Here is a 26,158-nt window from a genome sequence, read left to right as displayed (position 1 = left end):
GTGATGCTTTCACTTGGTGCTTCGTTGCACCAGCCATAGACTGTAACGCAAAGTTTCGCTTCGCGAGGCGTCAGAATACTGTGGTTTGAGTGTCGGGCACGTAGCCTGGCGCGAGTCGCGAAGTGAAAAATCAGCCTTACATCTCCCCTTCCACGCCGAGCCCAAACAAGGCGAAGTCGTATTTCACGGGGTCGGTGGGGTCGAGGGTACGGAGGTGGGCCGTGAGGTCTTCGGCGGCTAACCAGTCCATCTGCTTGCGCTCTAGCAGGCCTAGGCGGCGGGCGACGCGCTCTACGTGCACGTCGCAGGGGCAAACCAGCTCGCTCATGGGCAAGCGGGTCCAGAGGCCAAAGTCTACGCCCCGGTCGTCTTGTCTCACCATCCAGCGCAGGTACATGTTCACGCGCTTACAGGCCGAACCGCGGGCAGGCGTGGCTACGTGCTTGCGGGTGCGTTGTGGCGCGTCCTCGAGGCTGAAGAACAGATTGTGGAAGTTCTCCAGGCGCTCCTTTTGGGTGTCACCGATAAGGAAGCCATCTTCCAGCGTATCGTGGCCGGAGTAGAACCAGCGCAGCCAGTGCACGAAGTACAGCAAATCGGTGTCGCAGAAGGTGCGGTGGCAGAAGCCAAGCAGGCGCTTGAGGTCCTCGTCGGAGTGCTGCGTAATGAACTGGTAGGGCGCGTCGTCCATGCGGCGCATCAGCTCATGGCACTTGCTGATGATGGTCGGCCGCCGCCCCCAGGCCAGTAACGCCGCAAACAACCCGCTGATTTCCACATCCTGGCGCTGCGTGAAGCGGTGCGGGATTTGAATGGGGTCGTTGAGAATGAAGGCCGGGCGGTTGTAGTGTTCGTACTGCTCTTCCAGCAGGGTTCGAACTTGAGCGTGATTCAATAGTAAAGGAGCTGGAAGCTAGGAGTTAGGAACCAAGAGCGATTAGTCAGGAGAAGCACGCCAGAGCAAAAAAGCAGGAGACAGGTTCATCTGTGAACTTGCTCCGGCCTTCTTCCTGCTATTCTAACTCCTAACTGCTCGCTACTAGCTCCTCCGCTACGGTACGTAGCTCGTTTCGACGCGGAAGCGGGCGTCGGGAGTAGCTAGGCGCTGTACGGCGCGGGGCGAGAGGCGCACCAAGATGTTGTTGTTTTCGCCGGTATTGGGCAGCACCCCAATCACGCGCACGTACACCGATTGCCCGTTCATGATGTTGCGCACTTGCATGATGGTGCCCACAGCCGCCGTTTTGTGTAGCGCCAGGTACTTGTCGGTGTTGCTGTTGGCAATGCTGGTGGCTAAGCCGCTTTCCGTTACCCGCCGCACAATTTCGCTGGCCCGCTCCGGGGCCCGCTCTTCCTCTTTGGGAGCTACGGCCGAAGTGGTGGCAGTATCGCGGGGTCGCTCATTTTGCGCGGGATGCTCGGTACGGATAGGCATGGGCCGAGCGGGAGCCGGCGCGGCAGTAGGCGCCGACGTTGGGGCGGGCCGGACCGGCGCGGGCGCCGCCGTTACTACCGGCTCTTGGGTGGCGGGGGCCGGAGTAGCCGGCCGGACCGGCGCCGGCACTACGGGCCGGGCCGGGGCCGGCGCAGCCCGCGAGATAAGAATGGTTTGGCCCAGGCGCACGTTATAGGTGGGGGCGAAGCCGTTGAGTTCCGCCAGCGCCTGCGGAGTGGTGTTGTAGAGCCGCGCAATGGAAAACAGGGTTTGGCCGGCAGCTACCTTGTGTACGCGGTTGGCGCGGGCAGCAGGGGGCAGCGTCCGTACGGCGGCCGTTGCGGCGGGCGCTTTGGCCGAAGGAGTTGGCTGAGGAGCCGCCGGAGTGGTCATTACGGCCCGCTGCCGCGGCACCAGCACCACTTGCCCCGTGCTTAGGGCACCTTGCAGGCCGGCATTGGCCTCCACAATTTGCTCAACGGGCACTTTGTAGCGGCGCGAAAGTCCGTAGAGGGTTTCGCCGGGCGCCACGCGGTGCTTGATCAGCATCTTGTTGTTGCGGTACTCCACCCCAATAGAATCAGGGGGAGCAATGAAACCCGAAGCTGCCAGAGCCGAGAAACTAGAAAAGATAAGCGCAACAGACAACGAGGAAAATCGAAACATAAACAGACCGACCGAAACCAGTGGCAAGCAGAAAACTCTAATAAAACCAAGTAAAGCCGGCAATAACCCGACGAGAGTGTCAACAACCTGAAGCCTGAGCGGCCTTTGTGTTGAAACTCTGCCGAAAGTTAGGAATTCAAGCGCAGTCCTGTGCCTGGATATGACGACGGAAATTTTTTATTGTTTGTTTTGCTGATCATCTCGCCTTCGTTACCCCTACTTATGCACGCCATTGGCATCATTCCCGCCCGTTACGCCTCCACCCGCTTACCCGGCAAACCCCTGGTCGACCTCGGCGGTAAGTCGATGATTCAGCGCGTGGTGGAGCAAGCCCGCCGCTCCGGCCTGAGCCGCGTGGTAGTGGCTACCGACGACGAGCGAATCCGACGCCATGTGGAAGGGTTTGGCGGCGAAGCCCTGCTCACCGACCCCAACCACCCCAGCGGCACCGACCGGGTGCGCGACGCCTATGAGCAGCTCGGGGTCAGTGCCGACTGTATAATCAATATTCAGGGCGACGAGCCCTTTATTCATCCAGCCCAGATTGATGCTCTGGTGCAGCTTTTCCAGCGCCCCGACCCGCCGCAGCTAGCCACACTGGTAAAGCCCGTGCTTTCGGCCGAAGAGTTGTTTAGTCCTCACCTGCCCAAAGTGGTGCTGGATGCGGCCGGATATGCTCTGTACTTCAGCCGCCACCCCCTGCCCTACCAGCGCCAGCAGCCTTCAGAGCAGTGGCTAACCCACCACCGCTACCTGCGTCACATCGGCCTCTACGCCTACCGCCCCGACGTTCTCACCGAAATCACCCAACTTCCTCCTTCCCCGCTGGAGCTGGCCGAAAGCTTGGAGCAGCTTCGGTGGCTGGAAAATGGCTACCGCATCCTCACCGCCGAAACCGAGCTGGAAACAATCGGCATCGATACCCCTGAGGACGTGCAAAAAGCCTTGCGGCATTTGGGAACAAGAGATTGAAGCTGTTTAGGTAGTTCGCTAATCTCTTCCAGCACGTCATGCTTGATCTGGCGTCTGCGCAGCCGGAGGCGAAGCATCTCGCTAGCGTGGCAAACTCAACGAAGCGGGCGAGATGCTTCGACAAGCGGACGCCAGATCAAGCAGGATGGGCGAGTAACTTCCTGAATGGCTTTGTTAGCTATTCACTTGCTCGTTCTTCAGTATATCTTACCCGCCCGCTTTCTTGGCTTTGTACTTCTGCTCGAGCAGCACCGCCAGCACTTTGTCGCGGAAGTCGCCTTGAATTAGGATTTCGCCATCCTTGGCATTGCCGCCTACGCCGCATTTGGTTTTGAGCAGCTTGCCCAGCGCTTGCAAGTCGGCATCCTGCCCTACAAAGCCGGTAATAAGGGTTACCTGCTTACCGCCCCTGGATTTTTTGTCGAGCTGCACGCGTAGGTTCTGCTGCTGCGGGGGCAGCGTAGCGGCCTGCTGGTCGTCGGAGTTCTGGTATTCGAACTCCGGGTTGGTGGAGTATACCACTCCTTCCCGGCGGTTTTTATCGGCTTTCATATAGTGATTTAGTGACGGAGTGAATTAGTGCGTTTGATGTTCTAGCAGCCAAAGCTAACAGAACATCAAACGCACTAATTCACTCCGTCACTAAATCACCGCTACACCGCTACTTCCAGGGCCAGCGGCGTGAGCTTGGCCTCAAAGGCGGTGGCGTCTTCGATATAGTCGCCGTCGATGTGGTAGCCGATGGGCGTGGCAGAACGAACCAGAATATGGCGAGAAGTGTGGTACACGGCCTGACCGGAGGTAGCCAACGTGCCCAGGGCCAGCCCTACGCCGACCCGCACGGCACGGGTTAGGGAAAGGCCATCAATGATGCACACGTCCAGCAAGCCGTCCTGGATATTGGCGCGGGGCGCGATGTAGGCATTGTTGCCGTATTGGGCGGCGTTGGCAAAAGCCAGGACGTAACAACTGGTATCAAATAGCTTCTGGCCGTGCAGCGTTACTTGCACCGGCGTTGGCTGGAAATGGCGGTATTCGCGCAGAGCCACTTTTACATACGTGCTGAGGCCGCGGGTACCCGCTTGGGCAAACATCTTGCTTACGTGCGCATCAAAGCCCAACCCGGCCGTGCAGAAAAAAGGCCGGCCGTTGAGGTAGCCCACATCAATCCGCTGAAAAGTAGGCTGACAGGCCCGATGCACGGCGCCAGCTATGTCCAGCGGAATCTTCAGATGCCGGGCCAGACCGTTGCCGGAACCGCGCGGCACCACGCCCAAAGCCGCCCGCGTGCCCAACAGGCCCCGCCCTACTTCATTCACCGTACCGTCGCCGCCCACGGCCACCACCACCCGAAATCCCTCGGCTGCCGCCTGCTGCGCCAGTTCCTCGGCATGCCCCGCAAACTCGGTTGGCCAGATAGCAAAGTCTGCCCCGGCCTCCGTAGCGTAGCGCGTTAGCAGGGCAGGCACGTCTTGGGTGCGGTTGGTACCAGAAGCCGGATTCAGAATAAAGCAGATGCGCACCTTGGGGATAGTGACTGAGTAGCGGAGTAACTGAGCAAAGGTACGGCGCGCTATACCATGAAGCGGTGCTTTAGTCCTCGAAAACCCTGTGGCGCGCCTGTACAGGAGCTCGTGCTCTAAGCCAAATACTCCGTTATACTGCTACTCAGTTACTCGTTTCTAAGGCACATAAAAAAGGCTTCCCATAATTGGGAAGCCTTTTTTATGTGTTCTGGCAACAACTTAGCCGTTCATTTTCTCACCTAGTTTCTGGATGAGGTCGGCGGTGCGGGTGCTGTAGCCAAACTCGTTGTCGTACCAGCCTACCACTTTCACCAACGTGCCGTTGGTTGAGGTCAGCTGCGAGTCGAATACGCACGAGTGGGAGTTGCCCACGATGTCGATGCTCACCAGCGGGTCGGTGCTGTACTCCAGAATGCCTTTGAGCGGACCTTCGGCGGCGGCTTTCATGGCCTCGTTGATTTGGTCTTTCGTTGCTTCCTGCTTCAGAATTACCGTTAGGTCGGTAGTCGAACCATCCGGAATAGGAACGCGCATGGCAATACCATCAAGCTTACCTTTCAGCTGCGGCAGTACCAAGCCAACGGCTTTGGCGGCACCCGTGCTGGTGGGGATAATGCTGTAAGCAGCGGCCCGGGCGCGGCGCAGGTCTTTGTGCGGCGCGTCCTGCAGGTTCTGGTCGGAAGTGTAGGCGTGCACCGTGGTGATATACCCTTTCTCAATACCGAAAGCATCGTCCAACACCTTGGCCATGGGGGCCAAGCAGTTGGTGGTGCAAGAGGCGTTGCTGAGAATGGTTTCGTTGCCAGTCAGGATGTCTTCGTTTACACCGAGTACTACCGTGGGGATGTTGCCGGTAGCAGGCGCCGAAATCACCACTTTCTTGGCACCTGCGGTGAGGTGCTGGCCGGCGCCGGCCTCGTCTACGAAGCGGCCCGTCGACTCGAGTACGACGTCAATACCCATCGCGCTCCAAGGCAACAGCTTGGGGTCGCGCTCGGCCAGGGCCTGAATGCGCTGGCCATTTATGGTCAGGCTTTCCTCGTCGTACGCTACGGTGCCGTTGAAGCGGCCGTGCACGGAGTCGTACTTCAGCAAGTGAGCCAGCGTTTTGTTGTCTGTGAGGTCGTTGATAGCTACGACTTCTACGTTGTCGCGCTCGAGCAGCGACCTAAACGTCAGACGGCCAATCCGGCCGAAACCGTTAATGGCGACTTTAATTTTAGCCATGTTGTTAGGGGAATGGTGTTGAACGGCCTGCAAAGGCCGGGTGAAAAACGCGGAGCGAAGGTACAGGGCTCGGGGTACTTCGCCAAATCACTACGCTTTCTACGATAGATTCAATTCAAATGGAAGTTTTTTCTTCTGAATATCAACTGGTTTAGTTTCCAGAACCATCTTTTTAGGAATCGGTAGTTGTTTGGAAGATGGTAAGCGCTATCTTTGCACCACCAAAACGAAAAACGGTCCGTTCGTCTAGGGGTTAGGACAGTAGATTTTCATTCTACCAACAGGGGTTCGATTCCCCTACGGACTACTAGCCTCGCGTTTAGGCTTTCTTTTAAAACCCGCTTATCAACTTGATGAGCGGGTTTTTGTTTGGTTTCGGCGGCCATATAAGCAGGCTTGTATCTTGCGCTATGCATTCTTTGCGGGCCTATATTCATCGTTTTGTAAATCTCACCGACGCCGAGTGGCCCCCTTTGGCCGCCAGCCTGCAAGTGCGCCAGCTGGCCCGGCGGGAGCTATTCGTAACGCAGCAGAAGCCCAGTAGCGACATTAGTTTACTGGTATCCGGAGCTTGCCGGCTGTTCTACACCCGCCCCGACGGGGAAGAGAAAATCACGCACTTCTTTTTCGGGAACCATTTGATGGCTTCTTATCAGAGCTACCTGACGGGCCAACCCAGCGCTTTTAGCATCGAGGCACTGGCCCCACCGAGTTGCTGGTGTTCCCGTACGCGCTGCTTTCGGCGCTTTACGAGGACTGGCCGGTGTACGAGCGATTTGGGCGCCTGCTGGCCGAATACCACCTGCTCGGCACCGACGCCCAGCTGGCCGAGTTGCTGCTGCTAAGCCCCGAACAACGCTACCAGGCTTTGCTAAGCAGTCATAAAACCAAGATTTTGGAGCGTACTCCGCAGCACTGCATTGCTTCTTACCTCGGCGTGACGCCCGGCTGAGGTTGTTTGAACTGGCCTGTTCTAGCGAGGCCGTAGAGACCCGAAGTGCCGCGTCTTTACGGCCTCGCTTGTCGGTTGGTTTAGAACCTGTCAGAATCAAACAAAACGCTCCTTGAAAGCGCAGGCGGAAGCCGCAAAACAAGCCCAACTGTGCGCCTTCTGTATCGGCTTCAAGTAAAAAAATAATGTCTGTGCCGGCTTTTCTCTCGTAAACCGAAAAGTTTATCATCTGAAAACCGGCTCATGTCCCGCACCATTATTGTTTCCAACCGACTACCTACTAAAGTATTACGCTCCGAACAAAGCCTTTCATTCCAACCTAGTGAAGGCGGCTTAGCAACGGGCTTAGGCTCTATTTATCGGCAAGATAGCAACGTGTGGGTAGGTTGGCCCGGCCTATTTGTAGAGGAAGAAGCGGAAGAGCAACACGTGCAGGAGGAGCTTCTAAAAGACAGCATGGTACCCGTGTTTCTGACGGAGTCGGAAATTCGGGACTTCTATGAGGGCTTCAGCAACTCTACGCTCTGGCCTACCTTTCACTACTTCACGCAGTACGCCACTTACGAGCAAGAGCATTGGGAGGCCTACGTAGCCGTCAACGAGAAATTTTGCCAGGCTGTGCTCGAACAAGCTGGTCCCGACGACACCATTTGGGTGCACGATTACCAGTTGCTGCTGCTGCCTGAGTTGCTGCGCCAAGCCCGCCCCGACTGCACCATCGGCTTCTTCCTGCACATACCGTTTCCCTCGCACGAGTTGATTCGGGTATTGCCTTGGCGTACTGAGCTGCTACAAGGTATGCTCGGTGCCGACCTGATCGGCTTCCACACCTACGGCTACATGCGCCACTTCCTGAGCGCCGTGTCGCAATTGCTCGGGCTGAACTCGCAGAACGGCCAAATACAAACTCCAACCCGCACGGTATTGGTTGATGCGTTTCCGATGGGCATCGACTACGACCGGTATGCGTCGGCGGCGGCCTCGGAGGCGGCGCTGGCCCACGAAGCCGAGTACCGGGAGGCCTTGCGCAACTCCCGCGTTATTCTCTCCATCGACCGGCTCGACTACACCAAAGGCATTGCCCAGCGGCTGCGGGCCTTTGAAGTACTGTTGCAGCGCTACCCCGAGTGGCGCGACCAAGTGAGCTTGATTATGGTGGTAGTGCCCTCCCGCGACCAAGTGGCCCAATATGCAGCGCTGAAAGAGGAAATCGACGAGTTGGTAGGCCGCATCAACGCCCAATTCAGCTCTATCTCCTGGACGCCCATTCACTACTTCTACCGCTCGTTCCCGCTGGAAGAGCTGGCCGCGCTCTACCGCCTGGCCGAAGTGGCCCTGGTAACGCCCATGCGCGACGGCATGAACCTGGTAGCCAAGGAATTTGTAGCCAGCAAAGCCGACCAACGCGGTGTTCTGATTCTGAGCGAGCGGGCCGGCGCCGCGCGCGAGCTTTCCGATGCCCTCATCATCAACCCCACCGATACCGGCCAGCTAGCCGAAGCCATGCACGACGCGCTGGTAATGCCCGAAGACGAGCAGATGCAGCGCATGACCGCTATGCAAGCCCTGGTGCAGCAATACAACGTGTTTTCGTGGACCAAGCTGTTCATGGACCGACTATCGTACGCCAAGATCAAGCAGCTCACGCTGGCCACCGAAGTACTGGACGCGGCCACCTCAACGCAGCTATCCAAGGAGTACGAAGCCGCCAACAAACGTCTGTTCCTGCTCGACTACGACGGCACACTGGCCGGTTTCAACCCCAACCCCCAACGCGCTGCCCCCGACGCCGAGATGCTGCACCTGCTGCAACGCCTGGCAGAAAACCCGCACAACCGGGTGGTCATCATCAGTGGCCGCGACCGGAATACGCTGCAAAAGTGGCTCGGGCATTTGCCACTCGAATTTATTGCCGAGCACGGCGTATGGCTGCGCCGCCAAGGCGAGGACTGGACGCTGTTTCAGCCCTTGCGCAACGATTGGAAAGTCGAGCTACGGCCTATCCTGGAGCTGTACGTAAGCCGCACGGCGGGCTCCTTCATCGAAGACAAAGAATACTCCTTGGTGTGGCACTTCCGGCGGGCTGATGCCGAACTAAGTGCCATGCGCGCTCGTGAACTGGTAAGTCACCTCACTTTCCTGGCTTCCAACACCGATTTGCAGGTAATGGAAGGCAACAAGGTGATTGAAATTAAAAACGCGGGCATCAACAAAGGAACCGCCGCCGCCCGCTGGCTCACCGAATACGCCCCTGACTTTATCTTGGCCATCGGCGACGACCGCACCGACGAGGACACGTTCGGGGCCATGCCGCCTGAGGCCTACACCATCAAAGTAGGCAGCGCCACCCGCTCGTTGGCCCGCTTCCACGTCCGCGGCACCAACGACGTTCGGCAGCTGCTTCGGAAGCTGTTGTAGGCGGGAGCTAGTAAATAAAAACGGTCATGCGGAGTTTAGGCTCCGCATGACCGTTTTTATTTACAAAATTCTTATACAAAGTTCGGCCGGTCGAGCTTTTTGGCGATGCGGTAGGCGGCGTTTACGAGACCTACGTGGCTGTAGGCTTGCGGGAAGTTGCCCCACTGCGAACCGGTTTTGGCGTCCACGTCTTCGCTGAGTAAACCTAAGTGGTTGGTATAGGTGAGCAGCTTCTCGAACTCCCGGATGGCATCGTCGAGGCGGCCGACGCAGGCTAGGGTTTCCACGTACCAGAAAGAGCAGATCAGGAAGGTGGTTTCGGGCGTGCCGAAATCGTCGGCGTGACGGTAGCGGTAGAACAGGCCCTCGGGGGTCATCAGGTCTTTTTCCAGCGCCCGCAGATGGGTGTGAGCCCGCTCGGTGGTGGGGTCGAGGTAGCCCATCATAATGAGCTGCAGGGTGCTGGCATCGAGGTGCGGCGAGCCGATGGCGTTGGCGTACGCCTGATGCTTCTCGTTGAAGCACTGCTCGATGCGGCGCTCCGCTTCTTCCATCAACTCGGTGGCCAGGGCTTCCATGTCGAAGTTGCCGAGCGAGTGGGCCACTTTGCGGGCGGCGTTGCTGCCGGCCCAATGGAACAGGTAGGTGTAGCAGTGGTATTGCGCAATATGGCGGAACTCCCACAGGCCGGCGTCGGGCTGGTCCATGGTGGCCTTAATCATGTGCAGCGCCTCGTAGATCAGCTTGCTCGGGTTGGTGCGCTCGGGGTCGAGGAAGCGGCAGTCGACATACAGCGGTAGCAGCGCCACCAGCACCTGCCCGTACACGTCGTTCTGGATGTGGGTGTAGGCGTCGTTGCCGATGCGCACGGGCTGGTTGCCGAGGTAGCCCGCCAGCGGCAGCTCGATTTCGGTTAGCTCCGAGGCCCCGCTGATGCTGTAGAGCGGCTGGTATTTGCCCACCACTTTGGTGGAAATATTGGCGATGTAGTGGAAGTACCGCTCCATCTCCTCGAAGTGACCGATGTTGTTGAACGCCGTGAGCGTGTAGTAGGTGTCGCGCATCCAGCAGAAGCGGTAGTCCCAGTTGCGGGTGCTGCCGGGTGCCTCGGGCAGACTGGTAGTGCTGGCTGCAATGATGGCGCCGGTGTCTTCGTATTGGTGCATCTTGAGGGCCAGTGCCGACCGGATAACGGCGCTCTGGTGGAAGTTGCTGATGCTGGTGCTCTTCACCCACTTGCGCCAGTAATCTACGGTGCTGCGCAAAAACCGCTCGGCAGTGCTTTCCAACGAAGCTTCCAGCGGCGCGCCGTACGTGAGCACCAGGTAGCGCGGCATGTTCAGTACAAAGTCCTCGTTGTCGAGAACGTAGGTCAGCGGAATGTCGGTGGTGAGACGAATCTCCTCTTCCAGGCCCAGGAAGGCAATGTGGTTGGAACTGCGGCGGCGGCTCAATTGCTTCTCGCCGTACTCGCCTACCGGGTTGCAAATCACCCGCACCCGCGGCGTGCCCACCAGCGGCTCCAGCTTCCGGATAATCATCAGGGGCTTGTAGTACCGCTCGTGCTGCTCGAAACGGGGCGCATAGTCGGTGACGCGGTAGCGACCTTCCTCGTTCTCGATTTCCGTGCACAGCACGTTGGTGTTGGTTTGGTAGTATTGGTGCGTCTCGTAGGGGCCAGTTGCCCCGGGCCGGACGCTGAACTCGCCTCCTTTGGCGGTATCGAGCAAGTCGCCGAATATAAAGCTGCTATCAAAACGCGGCCAGCAAAGCCAGGCCACGGAGGTATCCTTGCGAATGAGGGCTAAATAGGCGCAGTTGCCAATCAAACCCATGTCGTAGGTGTGCTTGATCATCAGGAAGTGGTGAAGTTGTGAAGTTGTGAAATGGTGAACTTGGAAAAGTGGTGCGTTTAACGTTCCAGCCGCGCAACGAATGCAAGCCGAACAACAAATTCACTTTTCACAACCTCACTATTTCACCACCTAGTACCCCATTGGGGCCGTTGGGGTTGCCGTAGCTTTCGGGCTGTAAGCTGCGTAGAGGAGCCAAGCAGCCTTTCTGTTGTTTTCTGCGCCTAACTAGCTCATGTCCACTTCCTCTCCCGCCCACCGTTCCAATCATACTCCGCTCTATATTACGCTGGCCTTACTGGCTGCGCTGGTAACTGCCTATTTCTTCTGGCCTGATTTTCAAACGGCCGCGAAGGAAGGATTTATGGTCCTGAAAAGTGGCGAGCAAAAGCGCATTGCCGCCTGGATGCAGCAGTTTGGGTATTGGGGCCCGGTGGTGCTGGTGCTGCTGATGGTGATACAGATGTTTTTATTTGTGGTGAACGTGGTGGCCCTTATCCTGGTAGCCATTTTGGCCTATGGGCCGTGGTGGGGCTCGTTGCTGGCGCTTGGAGGCTGCGTGGTGGCCTCTACTGTAGGCTACGCCCTAGGCCGCGCGTTGGGAGAGTCGTTTGTGAGCCGGCTGCTCGGCGAGAAAACCGAGAAGAAAGTTGTTGATGTGGTGCACCGCTACGGCGTGTGGGCCGTCATTATTGCTCGTCTTTCCCCCGCCCTCTCCGACGACGCCATCAGCTTTGTGGGAGGCGTGGCGCGCATGGGTTACTTGAAATTTATTGCGGCCACGGTCGTGGGCGTGGTGCCTCTGATTGCCCTGCTTGCCTACCTCGGCGAAGACAGCAAACGCCTGAAAACCGGCCTACTATGGGTATCGGGCGTGAGTCTGCTGCTGTTTGGTGCGTATGTATGGTGGGACCGACGCCGGCAAAAAACTACGTAAATCCTTGTCAGGAACTTGCAGGGTATCTTTTTCGTGCTTTATCTTTGCACCACCAAAACGAAAAACGGTCCGTTCGTCTAGGGGTTAGGACAGTAGATTTTCATTCTACCAACAGGGGTTCGATTCCCCTACGGACTACACAGCAGAAAGGCCTCTACGCTACCGTAGAGGCCTTTCTGTTTTATATCCTAGCAGTGAGTGTTGTGAATTTATCACAGTTGCTTAGGCTTCCACAGCCAGCCCAAGTTGCAGAATAGCCGCAGGTGTACGAATCTAGGCTATACCCTGCATTTCTGTGGGCATGTATAGATGGCAAGTTCTGATTCGAAGCACATTTGAATCCTTCGTTGCTCCCCCCTTCATCTGCTAAAGCTGCTCGGCTTTAACTGTTATCCGCGTTCTGTGGACTTCCCGAGTGGTGAATACTCGACTATTGCTTTCAAAGCAGCAGAAAATAAGTCAGTACAGTTCCTGATACATAGCAATTTCATACGCCTTGTATATAGCTCATGAAGCTATAATGAACTCATTTTTCGATTTTGCATTATAGAAACATTTATTCTACCTATTTTGGCAAACAATAATTTATGCAAACGATTTCCAATAAAATTTTAATTTCTATCGTGCTGATAAACAAGTTGATACAACGAAGTGAAAAATAATCTGGTTTTATACCAAGTATATCGCGCAATTGGTAGCGTGTAGAAAATAGAAAACTGACTATGAACTCCAAAACTGACCCTTAATGCAGTGACGAAAGAGCTTATTCCAACCCATCAAAAAACTCCACACCTTAGATAGCAATGGTAAAACCCATACAAAAAAACCTAAAGTCAACTTTTTTACTAATTGGCATCGGAATAACTACTACGGTGCCCACTTTTGCTGGCTCAGCAGCTACTATGCGGCTTAGGCAAGCACCCGATACCATAGTCACCACCCTCTTCATCCCTACCATAACCGACGAAAACTACGAGCCCCTAGCCGGCGTGGAGGTTTTTGGGCGGCGGGGCTCACTGTCAGGTGTGACTGACGCCTTAGGGCAGGTACGATTAGCCGCTATTCAGGGCGACACGCTGCAACTGCGCGCGCTCGGAGTGGTGGTAGAACAGTACGTGGTGCGCGACGATCTTGCTCCTTTTTTATTGCTGAGCACCAAGAACCCGGCAGTAGCCCGGCTTAAGCCTGTGCGCATGCTTTATAACGACGCACGGCCCGACTTAACAGCTGCCTCTACGCAAACGATTTATAATCGTGACTTAAATCGTTTGCCGGTTGCCTCTTTTCTGAATGCCCTTAGTGGACGGGTAGCGGGCATGACGACCAACCAGTCTTCGGGGCAGCCCGGACTTGATGAAGTGACGCCCAACCTGCTGGGTATGCGCCCGCTGGTGGTTATCGACGGTATTCCGCGGGACCTGACCATATTTGACTTAGAGGAGATTGAGTCGGTGACGGTACTCAAGGATGCGCTAAGCACGGTGATGCTCGGTGCCCGCAGCTCAAACGGGGTGTTAAATGTAACTACCCGCAAGGGCACGCCTAGCCTGCCTAGGGTATCCTTCACGGTGCAGTCGGCGGTGCAGCAGCCGCTCAAGCAGCCCAAGGCGCTGAATGCCTACAATTACTCCGTACTCAACAACGAGGCTCGCCGTAACGACGGTTTGGCCCCAGGATACTCCGACGCTGCCTTGCAGGCCTATCAGGACGGTTCGGACCCCTTTGGCTTCCCGGATGTAGACTGGCGCAAGCAGGTACTGAAAAAGTCATCGCGCCTCGACCGGTACACGCTCAGCGCCACGGGTGGTAACAGCTTCTCGAAGTACTTCGTGTCGTTGGAGCACCTGAGTCAGTCGGGCTTGCTTAAGGAGAGTGACATCAACCCTTACAGCACCACCAACACGTTCAAGAGCTACGTGGTTCGCTCGAACGTCGACTTGCAGCTCAACGCCAAGCTGTCGGCTGGTATTCATCTGCTCGGGCGCATCGTGGATACCAATGAGCCCGGCTTAAACGCTCTTCTAGATGCCGCCAACCTGGGGCCGGGCACCGCTACTAATAGTATCTTCAACGCGTTGGTGAATACGCCCAACAATGCCTACCCCATCTACAACGAGGACGGCTCGTTCGGTGGCAGTCAGGCGTTTCAAAACAACCTCTGGGGCCAAACCATCAACTCGGGCTACCAGACCAGCTACCGGCGCGACATGCTGGCCGACTTCTACCTGAAGCGGACGCTGGATGAGTTTGTGCCGGGCCTGTACCTGAAGGCGGTGGGCTCTTACTACACAAACGTTTCCGAGAACATCAACCGGAGCAAAGTTTACCCCGTTTTCCAGCGGCGCACTCCTGTTACCAACCCCGTCACCTATCAGCAGTTTGGCGTTGTAGGCCAGCAGATCAACGCGGTTGCGGGGGCTGTGCAGTTTCGCACCGACTATGTGGAGCTAAGCGCGGGCTACGACCATCAGTTTGGGGCTCACGGCGTGAATGCGGTGCTGCTGGCTAACCGCCAAAACTCGGTATCGGGACGGAATCTGCCTTATACATTTACGGGCGGCTCGGGACGGCTGGCGTATAACTTCGAGGAGAAGTACGTGGCCGAATTCGCGTTCGGGCTGAACGGCTCGAACCGCTATACCAGCGACGACAAACCCAAGTTGGGCTTCTTCCCGGCCGCGGGTTTGGCCTGGAACATCTCGCGTGAGGAGTTTATGCAGTCCGCCACCTGGCTCTCGCACCTGAAGCTGTTCGGCTCCTATGGCAAAACCGGCAACGACAACCCCGGTGACTTCGTCTACATCCAGCGCTACTTCGAGACGGGCCAGCCCACTTTCGGAACCTCGGGCGGCACTCAGGCGGCGCTCAGTGAGTCAGCACTGGCTAATACCAACATCACCTGGGAAAAAGCCAACAAGCTGAACGCTGGCATTCAAGGCGCTCTTCTCAACGGCCACCTGGGCTTCACCCTCGAGTACTACAACAACAAGTTCTACGACCTGCTGATCCAGCGCGGCCGCAACACCACGCTGCTGGGCAACTTCTACCCCAACGAGAACATCGGCCAGAACCGCTACAGCGGCTTCACGGGCCAGCTAACCTGGCAGCAGGGCTCGCAGGACTTTAACTATTACGTGACAGGTAACATCGGCATTCAGAAGTCGGAGGTGCTGTACGCCGACGAAGTGTTCCGGCCCTATGACTGGATGCGGCGCACCGGCCAGCAGGTAGGCCAGCCGTTCGGCTACCAGGCCGATGGTTTGTTTCAGAGTGCCGATGAAATTGCCGGCGCCGCTACCCTCGTAGGGTACCGGCCCCAACCTGGCGACGTCCGCTATAAGGATTTGAACAGCGACGGCGTAATCGATCAGTTCGATCAGGCCCCCATGGGAACAACCAAGCCCTTGGTGCCGTTCGGCGCTGATTTTGGAGTCCGCTTCCACTCGTTTGATTTGTCGGCGCTGGTGCAGGGCGTACTCAACCGCAACATCTACCTGAGTGGCGGCGCCGAATACGCCTTCCTGAATAATAACGGTGTAAGCCAAGTGTTCGAGCAGCACCTCGACCGCTGGACCCCGGACAACCCCGGTGCCAGCTACCCCCGGCTCAACATAGGCTCGAACCCCAACAATCAGGCGTTTTCCACTTACTGGCAGCACCGCAACAACTACGCCCGGCTCAAAAACGTCGAGCTAGGCTACTCCCTGCCTTTGTCTATTTCTCGCCGGGTGCGCGTGCAGGGTCTGCGGGTATTTACCAGCGCCACCAACCTAGTGACCGTGAGTGAATACAGCCGTATCGACCCGGAGGTATTCAACAACGGCTACCCCCAGCAGCGCCTGTTCAACCTCGGTCTTAACATCAAGCTTTAGGTTTCGGCCTACCCCCATTTTATGCTCAAAAAACGCTACCTACTCCTTACCGGCCTGGTTCTGTCCCTGGCCGGGTCGGGCTGTAAACGAATTGAAACCGAGCCCGTGGATATATACCGGGAAGACACCTTGTGGGACGTGCAGGACCGCAATGCCAACGTCGCCTCGCAATTCCTGAACGACCTCTACAATTACATTCCCAACGGCTTTGCGCGGGTGGGCGGCAACTTCTTTGATGCCGGCACCGACGACGGCGTGCCATCGCGCACAACTCAATCGGTGGAATTCTACACCAACGGCACCATCAGCAGCACCTCCAACCCCGATGCGTACTGGGGCAACAGCTACGCGGGCATTCGCAAGGTCAACATCTTTTTGGCCAACATCGATAAAGTGCCTGCCAATGCCGAAACCGTTAAATGGTGGAAGGCAGAGGCCCGCTTTATCCGGGCGCTGATGTATTTCGAGTTGGTGAAGCGCTACGGGGGCGTGCCGCTGATTGGCGACCAGATCTTCACCCTGCAAGACGACTTGTCGCTGTCGCGCAATACGTACAGCGAGTGCGTGGACTACATCGTGAAAGAGTGCGACGCTATTGTCCCGGACCTACGAAAAGAAACCATTGCCAGAGAGTACACCGACAACGACTGGGGCCGGATTCCGCGGGGCGCGGCCCTGGCTCTGAAAAGCCGAATGCTGCTTTACGCCGCTAGTCCGCTCTTTAATGGTGGCGGACAGGTCGTTCCCGGCAGCACGGACCTGAACGGGTACCCGAATGCCGACCCCATGCGCTGGCAGAAGGCACTCGACGCCGCTCAGGAGTTCCTGAATGCTGGCTACTACACGCTGCGGCCCAGCTTCAGCAGCGTGTTTCTCGAACGCAAGAACACGGAAATTATTCTGGCCAAGCAAGCAGTCACAAACACCACGCTGGAAACTACGAATGCGCCCGTCGGCTCTGCGGCGCCGGCTAACAGCCAAGGCCTGACCAGCCCCAGCCAGAACCTGGTGGATGCCTTCCCTGACGCTAATGGTCGGCCCATTACCGATCCAGCTACCAGCTACCAGGCCAACAACCCCTACGCCGGCCGCGACCCACGCCTGCTCGCCACTGTGTTCACCAACGGTACCGGCACCAGCACCAGCCCGGTGGGTAGCCGCTGGCTCGGCCGCAACGTGGAACTGTTTGAGGGCGGCCGCGACAAGCCCAACACCAACGGAGTGCAAACCCGCACGGGCTACTATTTACGCAAGTTTCTGGGGGACTTCACCAGCAGTAGCGCCTACACTAATCAGACTCACAACTTCCCAATTTTTCGCTTCGCAGAAATCAAGCTCAACTTTGCGGAGGCCCTCAACGAGCGGGACCGCACTCCGGAAGCCATAACACAAATAATTGACTTACGGAGAAGGGCGGGCATTCAGGCCGGTACTGACAACCGCTTTGGCATTCCGGCTGGTATCAGCAAGGACGCGACGCGGGATCTGATTCGCAATGAGCGGCGTATCGAGCTGGCCTTCGAGGAGCACCGCTTCTGGGATCTGCGCCGCTGGCGCATTGCCGAAACCACGCTGAATGGCCCGCTGAACGGCATTAAAATCGTGCGCACGGCTACCATGCCCCTCACCTTCACCTACGAGCGGACACTGGTAACCAACATGGTGTTTCAGCCCAAGCTCTATTACCTGCCGCTGCCCTACGACGAGACTACTAAGAATCTGAACCTGATGCAGAATCCCGGCTGGTAAACCTCACTAGCCGGGCAGCACACCTCCTCTTCTTTATCTGATTTTTGAATGGTATGAAAAAAATAGTTTTACTTCTGATTTTCACTTTACTCCTGGCTAGTAGCTCGCTGTATGCGCAGGGCCAGGTAGTACAGGGCGTGGTATCCGACGTCAAAGAAGCCGTACCCGGCGTGTCGGTGTACGAGAAGGATACCCCAACCAATGGTATCAGCACCGACTTGAACGGGCGTTACCAAATTACCTTGCGTGGCAAGAGCGGGATACTGGTTTTTCGCTCGGTAGGCTATAAGCTGGCCGAAGTACAGGTGGGAACCCGCACCTCGGTAAACGTGAAGCTGGAATCCAACGATCAGGTGCTCAACGATGTAGTGGTAGTGGGCTACGGCGAGCAGAAAAAAATTACCTCCACAGGTTCAGTGAGCGTAGTAAGCGGCAAAGAGATTCGGGAGAACCCGTCGGCCAGCCTGCAGAACTCGCTGACGGGGCGTTTGCCCGGCTTCTTCTCGCAGCAAGGTTCCGGCCGGCCCGGGGCCGACGGGGCCGAGTTCTACATCCGCGGCGTTAGCTCCTACAACAACAATAACCGCCCGCTCATCATCGTCGACGACATCGAATACTCGTACGACCAGTTTGCCCGCCTCGACCCCAATGAAATTGAAAGCCTTTCCATTCTGAAAGACGCTTCCACCACGGCCATCTACGGCGTGCGGGGTGCCAATGGCGTGGTGGTGGTAACCACGCGGCGCGGCAAGGAAGGGCCGCCCCAGATATCCCTACGGGTGGAATCGAGTTTGAGCCAACCCACCAAGCTGCCTACTTACCTGAATTCGTTTCAGAGCGCCTCGCTCTACAACCAGGCACAACTCAACGACAACCCCAATGCTACGCCTCGCTTCTCGGCCGATGATCTGCAGAAGTACCAAGACGGATCCAGCCCTTACACGCACCCCGACATCAACTGGAAGGAGGTGCTGTTCAAGAAATTCAGCCAGCAACAGCGCGTCAACCTGGATTTGACGGGTGGCACCGAGCGGGTGAAATACTTTGTGTCCCTGGCCTATTTGTTTCAGGACGGCATCACCAAAAACTTCAGCAAAGGCCAGGACATCGACGGCTCCTACCATCAGAAGCGCTATAACTATCGCTCGAACCTGGATATCAAGGTAACCAAGAGCCTGGATATGCGCGTGGACTTGTATGGCAACTTCGCCCAGGTGAACTTACCTTCGACACTGAGTCCTTACGGCCGCAACGACATTTTCTACGATTACAGCAGCTTCAACACCCTGGCCCCGTTTCAGTACCCCATCACCAATCCTGACGGATCTTACGGCTACAGCAGATGGGCCCAAGCTAACGGCCAGGACTTCGACGTCAACAACATCATCGGGCGCTTGGCCACTGCCGGCTACCGCCGCGAGTATGAGAGCAACATGAACGTGGTGCTGTCGGCCAAGCAGAAGCTGGATTTTATAACCAGGGGGCTTTCTTTTACGCCCCGCGTGGCGTATACCAGCAACTACGTCTATTATCGCTCCCAGAGCCGGGGCCAGATTCCTTCGTTCATCTACGACCCAAGCAGAACGGATGATCCGGCCACTTCAGTGAATGAGCAGTACATACCCCGGGACCCAAACATCTTCCGTGTGCCGCGCCTGGGCTACGACTATCAGCCCCGCAATACCAGCCGGGTACTCAACGTGCAGGCCGTTCTCAATTACGACCGTACGTTTGGCGACCACCACGTATCAGGCTTGGCGCTGCTCAACCGTAACTCAAGCCAGGCTAACGTTGGAAGTGAAATTTACAACTACATTCCTAACAACTTCCGGGGCTACTCGGCCCGCATCGGCTACGATTACAAGCAGAAGTACCTGTTTCAGCTTAACGCAGGCTACAACGGTTCGTCGCGCTTTGTCAGTGCCGAGCGCTACGGTCTGTTCCCGGCCGTTTCAGCGGGGTGGAACATTTCGGAAGAGCCCTTTTTCAAGTCTACACTTGGCTTCATCGACCTGCTTAAGCTACGGGGCTCTTACGGTATAGTCGGCAACGACGCTATTGGGGGCTTCTCGTACTACTACCAGCAAAGCTACAACCAAGCAATAGGTGCCACGAACACCAGTGCTAATGACAACAACGGCGGCCTCAACAACGGGGTTGCCGCCACCGACTTCGGCTTTGGCACTAACCAGATACCCGGTATTACCGAGGGTAATTTGGGCAACCCGAACGTGAGCTGGGAGAAAGAGAAAAAGCTGGATGTGGCGGTAGAGTTTGCTTTCCTAAATAATGCCCTTACCGGCACGGTTGACTATTTCAATAACAACCGCTACGACATTCTAACCAACCGGGGTACCGTGTCCCAGATCATTGGCATTGGCCTGCCGCCAGTCAACCTGGGCAAAGTGAACAACCGGGGCGTGGAAGTGCAGCTCAACTACCGCAAAGACCTGACCAAGGATATTACCGTTTCGGTGGGCGGCAATTACTCGCTGGCCAAAAACAAGGTAATCTTCCGCGATGAGCCAACTCCCCAATACCCCTACCAGCGCTTCACCGGCAAGAGCATCGGGCAGCAGCTAGTGTATCGGTGGATTGGCTTCTACCAGGACGAGGCGGACATTGCGAACAGTCCCAAACCGACAATACCCGTAAGACCCGGTGACCTCAAGTACGAAGACATCAACGGCGACAACCTGATTACGGGGGCCGACCGGATAGTGGAAGGTTACCCGTCCTTGCCCAATACCAACTATGGTATTACCGGCAGCTTCCGCTACAAGGCATTCAGTTTGAGCGTATTGTTTCAGGGAGCCAGCAACTTCAACGTGCGCGGTGCCGACGTAGTTATCCGAGCTTTCGTGTCGAACCTGACGGAGGTACACACCCAAGCCTGGACCCCGGAGCTAGGCGACAATGCCCGCTACCCCCGCTTAAGCTTGCAGGGTGGCATCAGCGACCCGGCCCAGTTTTCTTCCACGTTCTGGTTTATTCGCGGCGACTATATTCGTTTAAAAACCGCTCAACTCAACTACGAGCTGCCGGAGAGCTTCACCCGCAAGCTAGGCATCGGCCAGGCGCGTATCTATACCAACGGCAACAACCTGCTTACCTGGACCAAGCTGGACCGCCTCTACGACCTCGACCCCGAAATGTCACAAAACGGCAACAGTGTAACCGGCAGCTTCTCGAACGGCAGCACCCAGCTTTTCTACCCCCCGCAGCGGCTGTTCAATCTTGGCGTAAGCGTCACTTTTTAACTGATTGCCGACCTTGAGTTGCCAGTTATCAGTTGCCGGTTGCTAGTTTGTTCAATAATTAGCAACCGGCAAGCGGCAACTCACAACCGGCCGACTCCCACCTTCAACTTGTTTCAATGAAAAAGTTACTTTTTCTTTTTTTGTCGGCATCAGCAGCCATGTTTACGGCGTGCAAGCAAGACGACTTCCTGGAGCCGAAGACCAACGTTCTGGTTGAAAATGATGTGTTTACGGACAGCACCCGGACCATGGCCTTCCTGGGTCGGATCTACAGCGACATCAGCTACGTGTACTACAAGGGGCGCTGGAACGGCACCAGCTCCACCGATGTAGCCACCGACGACGCCGAGTTCCGCTACAACGGCTTGGGCCAGCCCGGCGTACAGCTCTACAACGGCTCGGTAACCCCGTTAAACGTTGCTTTTGGGGAAACATACGATAGGCCGTGGCGCAATATTCGCCGCGTAAACATATTTCTGGCAAAGCTGCCCACGGTGCCACTTTCGGCCAGGATGAAAACTCGCACGGAGGCGGAAGCCCGCTTCCTGCGCGCCTGGTATTACCAAACCCTACTCATCCACTATGGGGGCGTGTCCCTTATTGGTGACAAAGTGTACGGCATTGAGGAAACCATCAATCTGCCCCGCAATACCTACGCTGAGTGCGTAGACTATATTGTGAGTGAGCTGAACGCGGCGGCTAACATACTGCCCTCGGTCGACATGCCCGTCACTATGGGCGGCTACGCCGAGCAGGACTATGGCCGCATCACAAAAGGGGCTTGCCTGGCACTAAAATCGCGCTTATTGTTGCAGGCTGCCAGCCCGCTCTTCAATGGCCAGTCTGAAGCCACTGACCCCGCGCTGAAAGAAATTGTCAGCTATCCTACCTACAGCGTCAGTCACTGGCAGCGTGCCGCCGATGCGGCCAAGGAAGTGATAGACGGAAAAGGAGGCACGTACTCGCTGAACACGAACACTGCTAGTCCAGGCTTGGGCTTCTATGAACTGTTCTTGAAGCGGGTCAATAGCGAGTATATCATCTTCCAGAACCGCGGGGCGCAAAGAGAGTACGAAGAGTACTACCTCCCACCTTCCCGGGGAGGGCAGTACAACATACTGCCAACCCAGAACCTTGTGGAGTGCTTCCCGATGAAGAACGGCAAGGCCATCACCGATCCTACCTCCGGCTTCAACCCTGACAAGCCCTACGAGAACCGAGACCCGCGCTTCGGCTACACCGTCATCTACAATATGTCGATGTATCAGCTTGGCAACCAAGGACAGCAGCCGGTGTACACTTACGAAGGAGCCGGCCAGGACGGTTACGGGCCCACCTCTTATACCACGGGCTACTATTGCCGTAAAATGTGCGACGTGAACATCGCCCCAAACGGCAGCGGCAACACCCTGCGGGGCTGGCCCCTGCTGCGCTACGCCGAAATCCTACTCAACTACGCCGAGGCCATCAACGAAACAGGTCAGCCTCAACTGGCTTATGCGAGCCTGATAGAGCTGCGCAAACGGGCCGGTATAGAGCCGGGCACCGATAACAATTACGGCCTGCGGCCCGGCATGGGCCAAGCGGAAATGCGGGAGTTGGTCCGCAACGAGCGGCGCATCGAGCTGGCCTACGAAGACCACCGCTGGAACGACACCCGCCGCTGGAAAACAGCCATGGTCGTCAACAACGCCTTCAACAAGCGGATTCGCATCGTGCAAGCCAACAACGCTACCCCACCCACTTCGCGCACCGCGTACACGGTGACCGAGTCGATCCGGCGCCGCAACTTCCGGCCCGAGATGTACCTGCTGCCCATCCCCGACTCGGAAATCCGCAAGGCCTCAGCCGTAGTGCAGAACCCGCTCTATTAGTAGCACTTGTGCTTTGCTTCCATTGATGCACCCTGCTCTCAGGCAAAAAACGTATCGGGAGCTTGTAGCGCGATAATGCTAGCTTAGCAAACAAAAAACGGCGCCCTAGCAATAGGGGGCCGTTTTTTGTTTGAAGGGGTTCCGGTAAATAAAGTGTCTGTACTTGTATGTCTTGCTGCTCAGGCCTTGAAGAGGGTTGTTGAAAGGTAGCTGCTCTTAAGTACACCCAAGAGCAGCTTTAATCCTCCTGTTTCTTCACCACACTTAGCTTGCCGCTGCGTTCTAGGTGCATCGACTCGACCTGGTCGAGCGAGGTGATACTTGCTGTTTCGCGCAGGCCTTCCAGCAGCTCTTTCTCGGTTATTTCGCTTTGGCGCATCTGCTTGCGCAACAGCTTGCCTTCTTGCGCGAGCTTGGTTGATTGGCCTTTGATGAGCCAGCCGAACCCCTCGTAGTGGTAGGCAGCCATGGCTAGCAGGCGGTGCAGCCCCACGAAAATGGCACAGGCCAAGAGCGTCGACCAAAAAGGCGAAGCAGCTACTACGGCCCGGCTGAGCAGCGAGCCAAGGGTAATTTTCAATACTAAATCGAAGGCTGTATCCCGGCCGAAGGTGCGGGGCCCCGCTACGCGCAGCATAGCCAGCGCGGCCGCAAATACAAGCACGGCCCGTACGGCCATCTGCGATGCCGTAATAGTGTGGGCCTCGGCATGCAGCCCTAGTAGGTCTATAAAAGAACTGGTGTTCATTCCAGGCATCTTGAAATTAGAATATAGTAGTGGGTTAGGCAGGCTGTACCTGATAACCCGCTAAACACGGATAAGCAATGGCCACTTATGTACTGACGCATCGAAAAAACCGTCGGCAGGGCAGTTGGGACCCGCTGTTTAATTGTTTTACGAGCACAGGCTGTGGCGGTTCGGCGGGCATGTCCATCATTATGCAACTTAAAGCGCTGCCTTGTGCTTCCTAGAATGCAAACCGGCCACGTAAGCGCCCGAGCTTCGGTAACTGGCTGATCCGTTTGAACCTCGTTTGGCAGGGCACCCCTACTTCTGCCTGAATATCTATTGACGACCTTTTTAGGGTACTCCTTTTCATTTGCGCTCGAATAAGAAAAGTACAGCTTTGCACTTGTCACAACAGCTCAGCCGCTAACTTTGCGCGCTCGAAGTGCTAGTGCGTCACCTCACTGGTGCTATTTCTGCTTGTCTTCTGACGCTGTTTGCTCTGTGCGCTTTCCTTCCGGCCTTCGTTTTGCTCTTGGCTTTGTAGCCCTGCTGCTAGGTTTTCTCTTAACTGCTTTCCCCGCTCAGGCCCAAACCGGACCGCTGCTCCGCGAGTTGATGGTGCGCACCGATACCACCCGGTATCAGCTCAGCCGCAACACGGTAGCTGTGCAGGGCGAGCAGAATCTGTACTTCTACTACCGCCAGGAAGATGAAACTGCCGAGCTGGAAGTGTACCCGCTGCAGCAACGCACGCCCCTGCGCCTGGTGCGCTCGGCCGACTTCACCTTGCTCGACTCGCTCACGGTCGCCCCCAACGGGCAGTTCTACCGGGCCAAAGTGCGGTTCAAGGAATTGTCGGCGGTGCAGTTCCTGCGGTTTACTTTCACGCAAGCCTCCGACTCGGCGGGCCGGCCGCCACTCACCCAAACCGTGAACCTGCTGCCCGTAACGCGCACCACGCTGGAACTGCGGCCCACCGACACCGACTTGTTTGTGGGCGAAGAAAAGGTGTTTGAGCTCAGCACCAACAACGTCAAGAACATCCGGGCCGGCGCCGACTGGACCAAGGGCCAGGACATCGACTACCGTATTACGCAGGAGAAAGGGGTGTTGCGCCTGCACGTGCTGCCCAACGCCCTCGGCAACCGCATCCTCACGGTGCGGCCCCAAACCGAGCGCCCGTTCCTGACCGACAACAACCGCCGCGTGAGCTACGCGCTACCGCCTATCCGGCAGGAATTTACGGTAAAGGCTTCGCGGCTGCGCTTTCTGAACGTCGATAAGAAGGAAGTGACCATAGACGACGTGTCGCAGCGCAAGGGGGTGGAACTGATACTTGACAACGGCCGCACGTTCGAGCTGAAGCGCACTTACCGCATTGAGGAGCAGGAAGAAGCGGGCGGGGCCCTGATTGCCGAGCTCTTTACCCGCCAGTACCTCACCAACGACCGGGTACTGTGCTGGCTGCGCGTTTATAACACGCACCGCCTCACCGACAGCTACCTCTACATCAAGGAAAACGACCAGGCCAAGTACATCACCAACCTCAACATCTCGCCCAAAACCACCGTCACGACGGTGAGCGTGCGGCACCGCGGCGGCGACTGGACCAATAGCAGCAACGTGAGCCCCGGCGAAACCGTGGATGTGCGCCTGGAAGGCGTGTCGTTGCAGCGGGTCCGGTTTCACTTCGAGGACGTGCAGGTGGTACCTTCCGACTCCAGCGTGCGGACTGATGCCGTGGCCGTGTACCGGGTGCAAATCCCTCTCACCATTGATAAGAAGCGCATCGCCATCTACAACGTGGGCCAGCCAACGGGCTTCAACCTTTCCATTAAGGAATTTCAGCGCCCGCACCCGCTCGACTTCGTGAGCGTGACTTTTGGCGAGGCGCCCCGCCCTATCACGCGCCTCAACGGCCCCGTACTCTACGACCGCACGGTCCGCGACGTGGTGTTCAGCTTCAACGCCAACGGCATCGACTCCGACAAGCAGCTCTACGGCAAGCAATACCTCACCTTCGACATCCGCACCCAAAACAGCAAGGGCGAGCTGATTGAGATGCGCACCGTCGACAACATAGTGATATGCCCCGGCGACAACTCGGTGCGGGCCGCCTTCTACCAGGACAAGCAGTGCCAGGTGGGCAACATCAGCCTCAACGGCCTGCTCAACGCCCGCAAAACCTACGACCTCGACGACTGGAGCACCATGATTGTGACGGTGAAACACACCGCCGCGCAGTACCAGGAGCCGGGTTTCTCGCAGAAGCTGGAGTTGGTGTTGCAGCGCCGCGTGAAGTTCGACATTGACGTCAGTTTTCCGGGGGGCCTGCTAACCAAGTACCGGGGCGAATCGAGTTACACGTCCTTCGGCGGTATTTCCCTGGCCATGCTAGGACAGTTAAGCTTCTATCACCCCGAAAAAATCAACCGCCTGCGCCCTTACAAAGTGGGCGCCGGTTTCGTGGCCCTCAACGCCTTCGACCTCAGCAAAGACGGCGGCAACCGGGACCTGGGCGTGGTGATTCTAGGGTCCATCTACCCCACCCGCCGCGAGGCCAAGCTGACCTTCCCGCTGTATCTGGGCGGCGGCTACCTGCTTTCTAAAGGCAAACCCTTCTTCCTACTAGGCCCCGGCATTGGCGTGAGGCTTTAGGTGAAGTTATGAAGTTGTGAACTTGTGAA

At 56.9% G+C, this 26,158-nt stretch carries 16 protein-coding genes, 2 tRNA genes and 1 pseudogene; 12 read left to right on the top strand and 7 right to left on the bottom strand.

The features are described from left to right. Positions 1–136: 136 nt before the first annotated feature. Complete coding sequence (locus VF639_RS03870; protein WP_331144566.1) at positions 137–895, bottom strand: TIGR02757 family protein; 759 nt, start codon at positions 893–895, stop codon at positions 137–139. A gap of 156 nt (positions 896–1,051) precedes the next feature. Further along, positions 1,052–2,101, bottom strand: a complete 1,050-nt coding sequence (locus tag VF639_RS03865; RefSeq protein WP_331144565.1) for a LysM peptidoglycan-binding domain-containing protein — start codon at positions 2,099–2,101, stop codon at positions 1,052–1,054. A 222-nt stretch (positions 2,102–2,323) separates the two neighbouring features. Here VF639_RS03865 and kdsB point away from each other — a divergent pair, with 222 nt between their 5' ends. Further along, positions 2,324–3,073 carry a 3-deoxy-manno-octulosonate cytidylyltransferase gene (gene kdsB / locus VF639_RS03860; protein WP_331144564.1) on the top strand — a complete coding sequence of 250 codons (750 nt, stop codon included), beginning with the start codon at positions 2,324–2,326 and terminating at the stop codon, positions 3,071–3,073. A 207-nt stretch (positions 3,074–3,280) separates the two neighbouring features. Here the strand turns inward: kdsB and VF639_RS03855 are convergent, their stop codons facing one another. The 3 genes from VF639_RS03855 to gap form a co-directional block, all read right to left on the bottom strand. Next, positions 3,281–3,625, bottom strand: a complete 345-nt coding sequence (locus VF639_RS03855) for a translation initiation factor (protein WP_331144563.1) — start codon at positions 3,623–3,625, stop codon at positions 3,281–3,283. A 101-nt stretch (positions 3,626–3,726) separates the two neighbouring features. After that, positions 3,727–4,596 carry a diacylglycerol/lipid kinase family protein gene (locus tag VF639_RS03850; RefSeq protein WP_331144562.1) on the bottom strand — a complete coding sequence of 290 codons (870 nt, stop codon included), beginning with the start codon at positions 4,594–4,596 and terminating at the stop codon, positions 3,727–3,729. Positions 4,597–4,818: 222 nt separating this feature from the next. Then, the gene (gene gap / locus VF639_RS03845; RefSeq protein ID WP_331144561.1) at positions 4,819–5,826 is read right to left on the bottom strand and encodes a type I glyceraldehyde-3-phosphate dehydrogenase; all 1,008 of its coding nucleotides are present in this window, start codon (positions 5,824–5,826) and stop codon (positions 4,819–4,821) included. A 235-nt stretch (positions 5,827–6,061) separates the two neighbouring features. Between gap and VF639_RS03840 the strand changes: the two genes are divergently transcribed. The 4 genes and pseudogenes from VF639_RS03840 (at position 6,062) to VF639_RS03830 (ending at position 9,196) form a co-directional block, all read left to right on the top strand. Beyond that, a tRNA-Glu gene (locus VF639_RS03840) sits at positions 6,062–6,133 on the top strand. 46 nt (positions 6,134–6,179) lie between these two features. Next, a pseudogene (locus VF639_RS25325) lies at positions 6,180–6,518 on the top strand (Crp/Fnr family transcriptional regulator); the annotation flags it as partial. Positions 6,519–6,538: 20 nt separating this feature from the next. Further along, positions 6,539–6,778, top strand: a complete 240-nt coding sequence (locus VF639_RS03835) for a cyclic nucleotide-binding domain-containing protein (RefSeq protein ID WP_331144560.1) — start codon at positions 6,539–6,541, stop codon at positions 6,776–6,778. A 243-nt stretch (positions 6,779–7,021) separates the two neighbouring features. Beyond that, complete coding sequence (locus VF639_RS03830) at positions 7,022–9,196, top strand: bifunctional alpha,alpha-trehalose-phosphate synthase (UDP-forming)/trehalose-phosphatase (RefSeq protein WP_331144559.1); 2,175 nt, start codon at positions 7,022–7,024, stop codon at positions 9,194–9,196. A gap of 71 nt (positions 9,197–9,267) precedes the next feature. Here VF639_RS03830 and VF639_RS03825 read toward each other — a convergent pair whose 3' ends face one another. Then, complete coding sequence (locus VF639_RS03825; protein WP_331144558.1) at positions 9,268–11,052, bottom strand: glycoside hydrolase family 15 protein; 1,785 nt, start codon at positions 11,050–11,052, stop codon at positions 9,268–9,270. A gap of 232 nt (positions 11,053–11,284) precedes the next feature. Here VF639_RS03825 and VF639_RS03820 point away from each other — a divergent pair, with 232 nt between their 5' ends. The 6 genes from VF639_RS03820 (at position 11,285) to VF639_RS03795 (ending at position 22,741) form a co-directional block, all read left to right on the top strand. Further along, positions 11,285–11,986 (top strand): TVP38/TMEM64 family protein, encoded by a 702-nt coding sequence (locus VF639_RS03820; RefSeq protein ID WP_331144557.1) that lies wholly within the window; start codon positions 11,285–11,287, stop codon positions 11,984–11,986. Between the two features lie 66 nt (positions 11,987–12,052). Beyond that, positions 12,053–12,124: transfer RNA gene (locus VF639_RS03815), tRNA-Glu, on the top strand. Positions 12,125–12,888: 764 nt separating this feature from the next. Beyond that, positions 12,889–15,858 carry a SusC/RagA family TonB-linked outer membrane protein gene (locus tag VF639_RS03810; RefSeq protein WP_331144556.1) on the top strand — a complete coding sequence of 990 codons (2,970 nt, stop codon included), beginning with the start codon at positions 12,889–12,891 and terminating at the stop codon, positions 15,856–15,858. A 21-nt stretch (positions 15,859–15,879) separates the two neighbouring features. Next, positions 15,880–17,607, top strand: coding sequence for a RagB/SusD family nutrient uptake outer membrane protein (locus VF639_RS03805; RefSeq protein ID WP_331144555.1), 1,728 nt, complete (start codon positions 15,880–15,882; stop codon positions 17,605–17,607). 53 nt (positions 17,608–17,660) lie between these two features. Beyond that, entirely contained in the window at positions 17,661–20,867 is a 3,207-nt protein-coding gene (locus VF639_RS03800) for a SusC/RagA family TonB-linked outer membrane protein (protein ID WP_331144554.1), read from the top strand. Positions 20,868–20,983: 116 nt separating this feature from the next. Then, on the top strand, positions 20,984–22,741 hold the full coding sequence (locus VF639_RS03795) for a RagB/SusD family nutrient uptake outer membrane protein (protein ID WP_331144553.1): 1,758 nt from the start codon (positions 20,984–20,986) through the stop codon (positions 22,739–22,741). A gap of 238 nt (positions 22,742–22,979) precedes the next feature. Here the strand turns inward: VF639_RS03795 and VF639_RS03790 are convergent, their stop codons facing one another. Next, on the bottom strand, positions 22,980–23,489 hold the full coding sequence (locus VF639_RS03790; RefSeq protein ID WP_331144552.1) for a DUF421 domain-containing protein: 510 nt from the start codon (positions 23,487–23,489) through the stop codon (positions 22,980–22,982). A gap of 483 nt (positions 23,490–23,972) precedes the next feature. On the opposite strand from VF639_RS03790, the gene VF639_RS03785 reads away from it, so the two are divergent. Beyond that, on the top strand, positions 23,973–26,129 hold the full coding sequence (locus VF639_RS03785; RefSeq protein ID WP_331144551.1) for a hypothetical protein: 2,157 nt from the start codon (positions 23,973–23,975) through the stop codon (positions 26,127–26,129). Positions 26,130–26,158 lie beyond the last annotated feature (29 nt).

Origin of the sequence: Hymenobacter sp. (assembly GCF_036387835.1) — a bacterium.
GTDB lineage: Bacteria > Bacteroidota > Bacteroidia > Cytophagales > Hymenobacteraceae > Hymenobacter.
The sequence above is the reverse complement of the archived record's forward strand: the minus strand, read 5'-3'. Positions and strand labels throughout refer to the sequence as shown.

Excerpts from the sequence above, each read along its gene's own strand:
- gap (WP_331144561.1), bottom strand. The coding sequence starts at position 5,826 with ATGGCTAAAATTAAAGTCGCCATTAACGGTTTCGGCCGGATTGGCCGT.
- VF639_RS03805 (WP_331144555.1), top strand. The coding sequence starts at position 15,880 with ATGCTCAAAAAACGCTACCTACTCCTTACCGGCCTGGTTCTGTCCCTG.
- VF639_RS03800 (WP_331144554.1), top strand. The coding sequence starts at position 17,661 with ATGAAAAAAATAGTTTTACTTCTGATTTTCACTTTACTCCTGGCTAGT.
- VF639_RS03810 (WP_331144556.1), top strand. The coding sequence starts at position 12,889 with ATGCGGCTTAGGCAAGCACCCGATACCATAGTCACCACCCTCTTCATC.
- VF639_RS03855 (WP_331144563.1), bottom strand. The coding sequence starts at position 3,625 with ATGAAAGCCGATAAAAACCGCCGGGAAGGAGTGGTATACTCCACCAAC.
- VF639_RS03790 (WP_331144552.1), bottom strand. The coding sequence starts at position 23,489 with ATGAACACCAGTTCTTTTATAGACCTACTAGGGCTGCATGCCGAGGCC.
- VF639_RS03820 (WP_331144557.1), top strand. The coding sequence starts at position 11,285 with ATGTCCACTTCCTCTCCCGCCCACCGTTCCAATCATACTCCGCTCTAT.
- VF639_RS03825 (WP_331144558.1), bottom strand. The coding sequence starts at position 11,052 with ATGATCAAGCACACCTACGACATGGGTTTGATTGGCAACTGCGCCTAT.
- kdsB (WP_331144564.1), top strand. The coding sequence starts at position 2,324 with ATGCACGCCATTGGCATCATTCCCGCCCGTTACGCCTCCACCCGCTTA.
- VF639_RS03865 (WP_331144565.1), bottom strand. The coding sequence starts at position 2,101 with ATGTTTCGATTTTCCTCGTTGTCTGTTGCGCTTATCTTTTCTAGTTTC.
- VF639_RS03830 (WP_331144559.1), top strand. The coding sequence starts at position 7,022 with ATGTCCCGCACCATTATTGTTTCCAACCGACTACCTACTAAAGTATTA.
- VF639_RS03795 (WP_331144553.1), top strand. The coding sequence starts at position 20,984 with ATGAAAAAGTTACTTTTTCTTTTTTTGTCGGCATCAGCAGCCATGTTT.